This window comes from Oceanobacillus locisalsi, from assembly GCF_042675985.1.
GTDB classification, from domain to species: Bacteria; Bacillota; Bacilli; order Bacillales; family Amphibacillaceae; genus Oceanobacillus; species Oceanobacillus locisalsi.
The window spans coordinates 47155-59577 of record NZ_JBHTKK010000021.1 but is presented as its reverse complement, the minus strand read 5'-3'; the positions used below and the strand labels follow the sequence as shown (position 1 = coordinate 59577).

The window sequence follows — 12423 nt, the reverse complement described above, 5'->3', positions numbered from 1 at the left end:
AAAGAACAGATGATTTATTCAGACGTTCTTTTAAATATGAGTTACATTTTGTAGAACAACTACTAAAATGGATGATTTAAGGGGTGAAGCAGTTGACAGGTCAACTAGTTCAGTATGGACGGCACCGCCAACGCAGGAGCTATGCACGTATTAATGAAGTGTTAGAATTACCTAATTTGATTGAAATTCAAACCGCTTCTTATGATTGGTTCTTGGAAGAAGGTTTAAGAGAGATGTTTCAGGATATCTCTCCAATTGAAGACTTTACAGGGAATCTATCACTTGAATTTGTGGATTATAGTTTGGGGGATACAAAATATCCTGTAGACGAAGCAAAAGAAAGAGACGTGACATACAATGCTCCCCTCCGCGTGAAGGTTCGTTTAATCAATAATGAAACCGGAGAAGTAAAGGAACAGGAAGTATTTATGGGTGATTTCCCATTAATGACCGATACGGGAACATTTATTATCAATGGGGCAGAACGCGTTATTGTATCACAGCTAGTGCGTTCACCGAGCGTTTATTACAACGAAAAAATTGATAAAAATGGTAAGCGCGGTATTACAACAACAGTTATTCCAAACCGCGGGGCATGGTTAGAATTTGAAACAGATGCGAAAGATGTTGCTTATGTCCGTATTGACCGTACTCGTAAATTACCAATCACGGTTCTGTTAAGAGCTTTAGGATTTGGAACAGATCAAGAAATTGTTGATTTGCTTGGTGAAAACGAATATTTACGAAACACGTTAGAAAAAGATAATACAGAGAATGCGGAGAAAGCTCTTTTAGAAATCTATGAACGCTTACGACCTGGTGAGCCGCCGACAGTAGATAATGCGAAGAGTCTATTAGTATCCCGTTTCTTTGATCCAAAACGCTATGATTTAGCGCATGTGGGCCGGTATAAAATGAACAAAAAACTCCATATCAAGAATCGTTTATTCAACCAAGTGCTTGCAGAGCCTGTTGTAGATTCTGAGACTGGAGAAGTCATTGCAAATAAAGGCGATCGGCTGGAAAGAAAATTATTAGATAGAATTCTTCCGTATCTGGAGCGTGAAGAAGAACGCTTTGGTGATAAAACGTATACGCCGCATGATGGTGTATTAGAAGAAGAAATCACCGTTCAATCTGTTAAAATTCTTGACCCGACCGATCCAAACGGAGAACGTGAACTGACAGTCATTGGAAACGGGGAAATAACAAAAGAAATTAAAAATATCACACCAGCTGATATTTTGGCTTCTATCAGTTATTTCTTTAACCTGCTTCATGAAGTAGGGGATACAGATGATATTGACCATTTGGGTAACCGTCGTCTGCGTTCTGTTGGTGAGCTATTACAAAATCAATTTCGCATCGGATTATCCCGTATGGAGCGTGTTGTGCGCGAAAGAATGTCTATCCAGGACACTTCCAGCGTAACACCACAGCAATTGATCAATATCCGTCCGGTGATTGCTTCGATCAAAGAGTTCTTTGGCAGCTCGCAGCTGTCCCAGTTCATGGATCAGACCAACCCATTAGGTGAATTAACGCATAAACGCCGTTTATCAGCACTCGGACCGGGTGGTTTAACACGTGAGCGCGCCGGATTTGAAGTGCGTGACGTTCACTATTCCCACTATGGCCGTATGTGTCCGATTGAGACACCTGAGGGCCCAAACATCGGTCTGATTAACTCGCTATCCAGTTATGCGAAGGTGAATGAGTTTGGTTTTATTGAATCACCATATCGTCGTGTTGACCCGGAGACTGGAAGGGTAACAGATACGATCGATTACCTGACAGCAGATGAACAAGATAATTATATCGTTGCGCAGGCTAACTCCCAGTTGGATGATGACAATTTCTTTGTAAACGAAGAAGTCATCGCCCGTTTCCGTGAAGATAACATCATTGTGTCCCGCGATAGAATTGACTATATGGACGTGTCACCAAAACAGGTTGTTTCCGCTGCAACAGCGTGTATTCCATTCCTGGAAAATGACGACTCCAACCGGGCATTGATGGGAGCAAACATGCAGCGTCAGGCAGTTCCTTTGATGAATCCAAAGGCACCGATTGTCGGAACCGGCATGGAATATGTTAACGGGAAAGACTCCGGAGCTGCTGTTATCTGCAGTCATGATGGATATGTTGAGCGTGTGGAAGCGAAAACCGTTTTTGTACGCCGTGTATCTGAAATAGATGGTAAACAAGTAGAAGGCGATTTGGATCGCTACGGATTGCAAAAATATCAACGTTCCAACCAAGGAACTTGTTATAACCAACGTCCAATTGTTGCAGAGGGAGACCGTGTAACAAAAGGAGAAGTTCTTGCCGATGGTCCTTCTATGGAAGACGGCGAACTTGCATTAGGCCAAAACGTGCTTGTAGGATTTATGACCTGGGAAGGTTATAACTACGAGGATGCGATTATTATGAGTGAACGCCTTGTAAAAGATGACGTTTATACTTCCATTCATATCGAAGAATTTGAATCAGAATCCCGTGATACCAAGCTTGGGCCGGAAGAAATCACAAGAGATATTCCGAACGTCGGGGAAGATGCACTGAAAAACCTTGACGAACATGGGATTATCCGTGTCGGTGCAGAAGTAACGGACAGTGATATTCTTGTCGGTAAAGTAACACCGAAAGGAATGACAGAGCTTTCCGCAGAAGAACGTCTGTTACATGCCATTTTCGGCGAGAAAGCACGTGAAGTAAGAGATACTTCCTTGCGTGTTCCTCACGGCGGCGATGGAATCGTCTTAGATGTAAAAATCTTTAACCGTGAAGATGGCGATGAGCTGCCGCCAGGTGTGAACCAACTTGTCCGTGTCTATATCGTTCAAAAACGTAAAATTCATGAAGGAGATAAAATGGCAGGTCGTCACGGTAACAAAGGGGTTATCTCCAAAATCTTACCGGAAGAGGATATGCCATTCATGCCGGACGGTACACCGATCGACATTATGTTGAACCCGTTAGGGGTGCCATCCCGTATGAATATCGGACAGGTGTTTGAATTGCATTTGGGAATGGCTGCAAGACAGCTTGGACTGCATGTAGCAAGTCCGGTATTTGATGGAGCGACAGAAGATGACGTTTGGGAAACACTTGAAGAGGCAGGCATGCCGCGGGATGCGAAGACAATCCTTTATGACGGGCGCACAGGAGAAGCCTTTGACAACCGTATATCTGTAGGTGTCTCGTATATGATCAAACTTGCGCATATGGTTGACGATAAATTGCACGCCCGTTCAACCGGACCATACTCTCTCGTTACGCAACAACCGCTCGGCGGTAAAGCACAGTTCGGCGGACAGCGTTTTGGTGAGATGGAGGTTTGGGCACTGGAAGCTTACGGTGCTGCATATACGCTTCAAGAAATCTTAACCGTGAAATCAGATGATACAGTTGGACGCGTGAAGACGTATGAATCTATCGTAAAAGGTGACAATGCTCCGGAAGCAGGTGTACCTGAATCATTTAAAGTACTCATCAAAGAGCTTCAAAGTCTTGGTATGGACGTGAAAATGCTCTCAAGTACAGAAGATGAAATCGATATGCGTGAGCTGGAAGAAGAAGAAGGTCAGACATCAACAAAGCTGAATGTTGAAGTGGAAGAAGAACCACTAAATCAATAATAAATATGTGCAGCGATGGTTCACTTTCCATGTGTCAGGGTAATCTGTGCCCGCAATACAACGGGCGCAGAGACGCCTTCTCCCTAGAATCATTCTGCACTTTCTATAAAACAAATCTTGATTCAGAGTCACATTTTCCGCTGAATGTAAGATGGGTTAAGCAGGAAATGAAGCGGCCGTTTTCTCCCGATACGTATTTTGTCTTATGAATCAGGAGAATTTACGGACATTCATGCTGTGATTAAAAGAAACTTCAATGAAAGAAATCCCAGACTTTCGTCAAAATTGGACGATAAGCCAGATTTTCTTAAACTTTCTTAACTTATAAAGGGAGGATTGCCCCTTGTTGGATGTAAATAATTTTGAGTACATGAAAATAGGGCTTGCTTCATCAGAAAAGATCCGTTCTTGGTCTCACGGTGAAGTAAAAAAACCAGAAACAATTAACTATCGTACTTTAAAACCGGAAAAAGACGGTTTGTTTTGCGAGCGTATCTTTGGACCAACAAAAGATTGGGAATGTCACTGCGGTAAGTATAAACGCGTCCGTTACAAAGGCGTTGTCTGTGACCGATGTGGTGTAGAAGTGACAAAAGCAAAAGTACGCCGCGAACGTATGGGGCATATTGAACTTGCTGCTCCTGTATCCCATATTTGGTACTTCAAAGGTATTCCAAGCCGCATGGGATTAGTATTAGATATGTCTCCTCGGGCGTTAGAGGAAGTCATCTATTTCGCAGCATATATCGTAACAGATCCGGGAAGCACACCGCTTGAAAAGAAACAATTGCTTTCCGAGAAAGAATACCGTTCTTATTATGATAAATACGGGAACACTTTTAAAGCACAAATGGGTGCAGAAGCTATTCGCAAATTATTGCAGGATCTTGACCTGGAAAAAGAAGTGGATGCATTGCGCGAAGAGTTGAAAACAGCTCATGGCCAGCGCCGTACCCGTGCGATTAAACGATTGGAAGTAATGGAAGCATTCCGTAATTCTGGAAACGAATCAAACTGGATGGTTTTAGATGTTCTTCCAGTCATCCCTCCAGAAATTCGGCCAATGGTTCAATTAGACGGCGGACGTTTCGCGACTTCCGATTTAAATGACCTTTACCGTCGTGTAATTAACCGTAATAACCGGTTAAAACGACTTCTTGATTTAGGCGCTCCGAGCATTATCGTTCAAAACGAAAAACGGATGCTCCAAGAAGCAGTAGATGCTTTGATTGATAATGGACGCCGCGGCCGTCCGGTAACAGGACCAGGTAATCGTCCATTAAAATCTCTTTCTCATATGCTGAAAGGGAAGCAAGGACGTTTCCGTCAGAACCTGCTAGGTAAACGTGTAGACTATTCCGGCCGTTCTGTTATCGTTGTTGGACCTCATTTGAAAATGTATCAGTGCGGTCTGCCGAGAGAAATGGCACTGGAACTGTTCAAACCATTTATTATGAAAGAATTAGTATCCAGAGGACTTGCACACAACATTAAATCAGCAAAAAGAAAAATTGAAAGAGTACACCCGGATGTATGGGATGTTCTGGAAGATGTTATTAAAGAACACCCGGTACTTCTTAACCGTGCACCGACTCTTCACAGATTGGGTATTCAAGCATTTGAACCTACGCTGGTTGATGGCCGTGCAATTCGTCTGCACCCGCTTGTATGTACAGCATACAACGCTGACTTTGACGGGGACCAAATGGCTGTACACGTTCCGCTTGGAGCAGAAGCACAGGCAGAAGCAAGAATCTTGATGTTGGCAGCACAAAACATTCTTAACCCGAAAGATGGCAAACCAGTTGTTACACCATCACAGGATATGGTACTTGGAAACTACTATCTTACACTGGAACGTGAAGATGCTATCGGAGAAGGTTCTTACTTCAAAGACACAAATGAAGCGTTAATTGCTTATCAAAACGGGTATGTGCATCTGCACACACGTGTGGCAGTGCAGGCATCCAGCTTAAACAATAAAACATTTACAGAAAAACAAAACAGCCAGTTGTTGTTAACAACAATCGGTAAGTTAATCTTTAATGAAATTCTTCCAGATTCTTTCCCTTATATGAACGAACCTACAAAAGGGAATTTAGAAGAAAAAACACCAGAAAATTACTTTGTTGAAGCTGGTACAGACATTAAAGAAGAGATAAAAGGCCGTGAAGTGGTTAAACCATTCAAAAAAGGCTTCTTGGGCGATATTATCGCTGAGGTGTTCAAACGGTTCAAAATCACGGAAACTTCTAAGATGCTTGACCGTATGAAAGATTTAGGATTCAATTACTCTACAAAGGCTGGTATGACAGTTGGTATCTCGGATATCGTTGTACTTGCTGAAAAACAAGGTATTTTAGACGATGCCCAAGGCAAAGTGGATAAAGTATTGAAACAATTCCGCCGTGGTCTGATTACAGAAGAAGAGCGTTATGACCGTGTGATTGCTACCTGGTCAGAAGCAAAAGATGTGATTCAAGATCGTCTGATGGGATCCTTGAGTAACCGAAATCCAATCTTTATGATGAGTGATTCTGGTGCCCGCGGTAACGCATCAAACTTTACCCAGCTAGCTGGTATGCGTGGTTTGATGGCCGACCCAGCTGGTAAGATCATTGAAATTCCAATCAAATCAAGCTTCCGTGAAGGCTTAACCGTAATGGAATACTTTATTTCTACGCACGGTGCACGTAAAGGTCTTGCCGATACTGCACTGAAAACAGCCGACTCAGGTTACTTGACCCGTCGTCTTGTGGATGTTGCACAAGATGTTATTATCCGTGAAGAAGATTGTGGCACAGACCGCGGCTTAAGCGTAACGGCTCTGGAAGATGGTTCTGAAGTGATTGAACCGCTGTTAGACCGCTTAATCGGAAGAACAGCATTCGAAAACGTGAAGCATCCGGAAACTGGTGAAGTACTTGTGAAGAAAAATGATCTTATTCATGAAGACCAGGCAAAAGCAATTGTTGAAGCCGGTATTGAAGAGGTTATTATCCGTTCTGCCTTTACTTGTAACACCAAACACGGCGTATGTCAGAAATGTTATGGCCGTAACTTAGCAACCGGTTCTAATGTGGAAGTAGGAGAAGCGGTAGGAATTATTGCCGCGCAATCCATCGGTGAGCCTGGTACACAGCTTACGATGCGTACTTTCCATACAGGCGGAGTTGCCGGAGATGACATTACACAAGGTCTGCCTCGTATCCAAGAGCTGTTTGAAGCCCGTAATCCGAAAGGGCAGGCTGTTATTACAGAGATTGCCGGTACTGTTCTTGAAATGAAAGAAGTGAAGGATAAACAAGAAGTTGTTATCCAGGGCAATGTTGAACAACGCAGCTATGCAGTTCCTTATAATGCACGTATGAAAGTGCAAGAAGGAGATCAAGTGGAAGCAGGACAGGAACTTACAGAAGGTTCCGTTGACCCGAAAGAACTACTTCGTGCCAAAGGTGTAGAAGGCGTTGAAAACTACTTGCTCAAAGAAGTGCAGCGTGTATATCGTATGCAAGGGGTAGAAATTGGAGATAAACACGTCGAAGTAATGGTTCGCCAAATGCTTCGCAAAATCCGTGTTGTATCCGCTGGAGATACAGAAGTATTGCCAGGATCCCTGCTTGAATTACACCAGTTCAGAGACGCGAACCATGAAGTATTTAAAGAAGGCGGAGATCCAGCAACAGGACGTCCAGTACTACTGGGTATTACCAAAGCATCTCTTGAAACGGATTCCTTCTTATCAGCTGCATCCTTCCAAGAAACAACCCGTGTCTTGACAGATGCTGCGATTAAAGGAAAACGAGACGAATTACTCGGCTTGAAAGAGAATGTTATTATCGGTAAACTTGTTCCAGCTGGTACAGGAATGCCGCAATACCGCACGTTAGAATCTGAGCTTGATGTACCTGAAACAGATGAAGAAGTAACTGATGAAGAGAGCACACAAAGAGTATAAATAACATGTTATTCGGAAGGGGTTCTTCTCCCCTTCTGGATACAATATGTTTTCACTTTGAGGTACTCTGAAAAAATACCATGAATATATTGACAAACTATTTAGAGGGTGGTACTATATTCAAGGTGCTTCTGATTATGCTTGCAAAAGTAATTTTCGGAGCAATCGATAATCGGAACTACGGTTTATTTTAAACGATATGAACAAAAGCAATCTGCGTATAAGATGAGGGGTTTTTCGCAAAAATTTTGTGAGAGATTTTTTTATCACTAAAAATGAACCACCTGGATGTGTGGTATTACAAATGGTTGTTATTTGATTATGAATTTATATTGAGAGGAGGAAAACACAATGCCAACTATTAATCAGCTGGTTCGTAAAGGTCGTGTGTCAAAGACTAAACAGTCTGACTCACCTGCATTGAACAAAGGCTACAATAGCTTTAAAAAGAAAATGACTGATGAGAATGCTCCGCAAAAACGCGGTGTATGTACTCGTGTAGGTACACTGACTCCTAAGAAGCCAAACTCTGCACTTCGTAAATATGCGCGTGTACGTTTGTCTAACAACATGGAGGTAACTGCATATATTCCCGGCATCGGGCATAACTTGCAGGAGCACAGTGTTGTTCTTATCCGCGGCGGCCGTGTAAAAGACTTGCCAGGGGTACGTTATCATATCGTACGCGGTGCACTTGATACTGCCGGCGTAGAAGGACGTAGACAGGGACGCTCTAAATACGGAACAAAAAAACCAAAACAAAAGAAATAAATGACATCAATTATCTGAAGGAAAGGAGGATGTACAATGCCTCGTAAAGGTCCAGTACCAAAGCGTGATGTGTTACCAGATCCGCTTTATAACTCAAAATTAGTTACGCGCCTGATCAACCAGATCATGATTGACGGGCAACGTGGTAAAGCACAAAAAATTCTTTATAATGCATTTGAATTAGTTTCTGAAAGAAGCGGTCAAAATGCAATGGAAGTTTTTGAACAGGCAATGAAAAATGTTATGCCTGTCCTTGAAGTTCGTGCCCGCCGTGTGGGTGGTTCAAACTATCAAGTACCAGTGGAGGTTCGTCCAGAACGTCGTCAAGCTTTAGGATTACGTTATATTGTTAATTACTCCCGCCTGCGCGGAGAAAAAACAATGGAAGAACGTCTTGCTAATGAAATTCTTGATGCTTCTAATAACACAGGAGCTGCTGTTAAAAGAAGAGAAGATATGCATAAAATGGCAGAAGCAAACAAAGCATTTGCCCACTATCGTTGGTAATTTAAATTTAAGCATTTGCTTACCTATAGGAAGGAGAAGAATACATGGCTAGAGAGTTCTCCTTGGAAAAGACACGTAATCTCGGTATTATGGCGCATATTGATGCAGGTAAGACAACCACTACCGAACGTATTCTTTTCTATACAGGACGTATTCATAAGATTGGTGAAACCCATGAAGGGGCATCCCAAATGGACTGGATGTCACAAGAGCAGGAGCGTGGAATTACAATCACTTCCGCTGCAACCACTGCTGCTTGGAGAGACCACCGCATTAACATCATTGATACACCGGGACACGTTGACTTCACAGTAGAAGTTGAACGTTCACTCCGCGTACTTGATGGTGCAGTAACTGTTCTGGATGCACAATCCGGGGTGGAACCACAAACGGAAACAGTATGGCGTCAAGCAACAACATACGGTGTTCCGCGTATCGTATTCATTAACAAAATGGATAAAGTAGGTGCGGATTTCTTGTATTCAACAAATACATTGAAAGAGCGCCTCGGTGCGAACGCACATCCTATCCAAATGCCTGTTGGGGCTGAGGATGAATTTAGCGGAATTATTGACTTAATCAAAATGGAAGCTCATAAATATTTAGATGATTTAGGTCAAAAATCCGAAACAACAGAAATTCCTGCTGAGTTGAAAGAGCAAGCAGAAGAATTGCGTGCAAGCTTAATTGAAGCTGTAGCTGAAACAGATGAAGAATTGATGATGAAGTATCTTGAAGGAGAAGAAATCACAAATGATGAACTCACAAGTGCTATTCGTCAAGCTACGTTGAATGTAGATTTTTACCCGGTTCTTTGCGGTTCCGCATTTAAAAACAAAGGTGTTCAGCTGATGCTGGATGCAGTTATTGACTATCTTCCTTCTCCAACGGATGTACCTCCGATTGAAGGTATTGTTCCTGAAACAGAAGAAGAAGTAACACGCCCGTCTACGGACGATGCGCCATTCTCTGCATTAGCCTTTAAAGTAATGTCGGATCCTTATGTTGGTAAACTGACATTCTTCCGTGTGTACTCTGGTACACTTAAATCTGGTTCTTACGTAAAGAACTCTGTGAAAGACAAACGGGAACGTATCGGACGTATCTTGCAAATGCACGCTAACTCCCGCGAAGAAATTTCAGTTGCTTATGCAGGTGAAATTGCAGCTGCGGTCGGTTTAAAAGATACTGCAACAGGTGATACTTTATGTGATGAAAAGAATCTTGTTATTCTTGAGTCCATGGACTTCCCTGAACCGGTTATTTCCGTTGCGATTGAACCGGAAACAAAAGCAGACCAGGATAAAATGGCTATTGCTCTGGCTAAACTTGCGGAAGAAGATCCAACTTTCCGTACAGAAACAAACGTAGAAACAGGGCAAACGCTTATTTCCGGTATGGGTGAGCTTCACCTGGATATCATCGTTGACCGTCTGAAACGTGAATTTAAAGTAGGCGCACAAGTAGGCGCTCCACAAGTTTCTTATAGAGAAACATTCCGTGCTGCTGCTGAAGTGGAAGGTAAATTCGTACGTCAATCTGGCGGACGCGGACAATTCGGTCACGTTTGGATTAAATTTGAACCAAATGAAGAAGGCGCCGGATTTGAATTTGAAAATAAAATCGTTGGTGGTGTCGTACCTCGTGAATATATCCCCGCTGTTCAACAAGGGGTTGAAGATGCGATGGAAAACGGTGTTATTGCTGGATACCCGCTCATCGATGTAAAAGCTACCCTATTTGATGGAAGCTATCACGATGTCGATTCCAACGAAATGGCATTTAAGGTTGCCGCTTCGATGGCACTTAAAGCTGCTAAAAACAAATGTAACCCGGTTCTGCTTGAGCCGATGATGAGAGTAGAAGTTGTTATCCCTGAAGAATACATGGGAGACATTATGGGTGATGTAACATCTCGTCGTGGACGTGTAGAAGGTATGGAAACGCGAGGAACTGCACAAGTAGTTAAAGCATTCGTACCGCTTGCGGAAATGTTCGGTTATGCAACAGTATTACGTTCAAACACGCAAGGTCGCGGAGTGTACACCATGCACTTTGACCACTATGAAGAAACACCAAAAAGCATTACTGAAGAAATTATCAAGAAAAATGGTGGCCAATAATTGATTTTTTCTTCAAAGTGACGTATAACATTTAGTAAAGGCTGGGTAATTCTTAATGAATTTCCCGGCATATATAAAAATTGCTATATATTTAAAGGAGGAACTATAAATGGCTAAAGAAAAATTCGACCGCTCGAAAAGTCACGTAAACATTGGAACAATTGGTCACGTTGACCATGGTAAAACAACTCTAACTGCTGCAATCACGACAGTACTTGCAAAAAGAGGCGACGGTACTGCAATGGCATATGACCAAATTGATGGTGCTCCAGAAGAGAAAGAACGCGGAATTACAATCGCAACTTCTCACGTAGAGTATGAAACAGAAACACGTCACTATGCACACGTTGACTGCCCAGGTCACGCTGACTATGTTAAAAATATGATCACTGGTGCTGCTCAAATGGACGGAGCTATCCTTGTTGTATCTGCTGCAGATGGCCCAATGCCGCAAACTCGTGAGCATATCCTGCTTTCCCGTAACGTTGGAGTACCTTCTATTGTTGTATTCCTTAACAAAACGGACATGGTAGACGATGAAGAGCTACTTGAATTAGTAGAAATGGAAGTTCGTGATCTATTAACTGAATATGACTTCCCTGGTGATGATATTCCAGTAATTAAAGGTTCTGCACTTAAAGCACTTGAAGGTGACGAAGAATACGAAGACAGAATCCTAGAATTAATGGCTGCAGTGGATGAATATGTTCCAACTCCAGACCGTGACACTGACAAACCATTCATGATGCCAGTAGAGGACGTATTCTCTATCACTGGCCGTGGTACAGTTGCTACAGGCCGTGTTGAGCGTGGACAAGTTCGCGTTGGAGATGACGTAGAAATCATCGGTATCAATGAAGAGTCTGCAAAAACTACTGTAACTGGTGTAGAAATGTTCCGTAAGCTTCTTGACTATGCTGAAGCTGGCGATAACATTGGTGCATTGTTGCGCGGTGTATCCCGTGATAATATCAACCGTGGTCAAGTATTGGCTAAACCAGGTTCAATCACACCACACACAAATTTTAAAGCGGAAGTTTATGTATTATCAAAAGATGAAGGCGGACGCCATACCCCTTTCTTCTCTAACTACCGTCCTCAGTTCTACTTCCGTACTACGGACGTAACTGGAGTAATCACGCTTCCAGAAGGAACTGAAATGGTAATGCCAGGAGACAACACAGAAATGGAAGTAGAACTTATCGCACCAATCGCGATTGAAGACGGAACTCGTTTCTCAATCCGTGAAGGTGGACGTACAGTTGGTTCTGGTGTTGTAACTACAATCAACAAATAATAAATGCTTTTCATAGTACAGGAAGTCAGCGTGACGACGTTGTCTTTCTGTCCCTAACCAAAAAAGAACCTTCGATAAATTATCAGCTGATTATCGAAGGTTCTTTTTATTGTTCTGTAACTGGTT

Annotated in this window: 6 protein-coding genes; all 6 read left to right on the top strand. The window is 42.7% G+C overall.

The features are described from left to right. The first annotated feature begins 92 nt into the window (after nt 1-92). The 6 genes from rpoB to tuf all read left to right on the top strand — a co-directional run bounded on the left by rpoB (nt 93) and on the right by tuf (nt 12297). Nucleotides 93-3641, top strand: a complete 3549-nt coding sequence (rpoB, locus tag ACFQ19_RS15305; RefSeq protein ID WP_379593468.1) for a DNA-directed RNA polymerase subunit beta — start codon at nt 93-95, stop codon at nt 3639-3641. 343 nt (nt 3642-3984) lie between these two features. Beyond that, nucleotides 3985-7599 (top strand): DNA-directed RNA polymerase subunit beta', encoded by a 3615-nt coding sequence (gene rpoC / locus ACFQ19_RS15300; RefSeq protein WP_379593467.1) that lies wholly within the window; start codon nt 3985-3987, stop codon nt 7597-7599. Nucleotides 7600-7950: 351 nt separating this feature from the next. Then, a complete protein-coding gene (gene rpsL, locus ACFQ19_RS15295) occupies nt 7951-8370 on the top strand; it encodes a 30S ribosomal protein S12 (RefSeq protein ID WP_379593466.1) in 420 nt (139 codons plus the stop codon). Nucleotides 8371-8406: 36 nt separating this feature from the next. Continuing rightward, nucleotides 8407-8877: a 30S ribosomal protein S7 gene (gene rpsG / locus ACFQ19_RS15290; protein WP_379593465.1), complete on the top strand. Its 471-nt coding sequence runs from the start codon at nt 8407-8409 to the stop codon at nt 8875-8877. A gap of 44 nt (nt 8878-8921) precedes the next feature. Next, on the top strand, nt 8922-11000 hold the full coding sequence (gene fusA / locus ACFQ19_RS15285) for an elongation factor G (RefSeq protein ID WP_379593464.1): 2079 nt from the start codon (nt 8922-8924) through the stop codon (nt 10998-11000). Nucleotides 11001-11109: 109 nt separating this feature from the next. Continuing rightward, on the top strand, nt 11110-12297 hold the full coding sequence (gene tuf / locus ACFQ19_RS15280; protein ID WP_379593463.1) for an elongation factor Tu: 1188 nt from the start codon (nt 11110-11112) through the stop codon (nt 12295-12297). The last annotated feature ends 126 nt before the right edge of the window (nt 12298-12423 follow it).

Coding starts and splice junctions, on each gene's coding strand:
- fusA (WP_379593464.1), top strand. CDS start 8,922: ATGGCTAGAGAGTTCTCCTTGGAAAAGACACGTAATCTCGGTATTATG.
- rpsL (WP_379593466.1), top strand. CDS start 7,951: ATGCCAACTATTAATCAGCTGGTTCGTAAAGGTCGTGTGTCAAAGACT.
- tuf (WP_379593463.1), top strand. CDS start 11,110: ATGGCTAAAGAAAAATTCGACCGCTCGAAAAGTCACGTAAACATTGGA.
- rpsG (WP_379593465.1), top strand. CDS start 8,407: ATGCCTCGTAAAGGTCCAGTACCAAAGCGTGATGTGTTACCAGATCCG.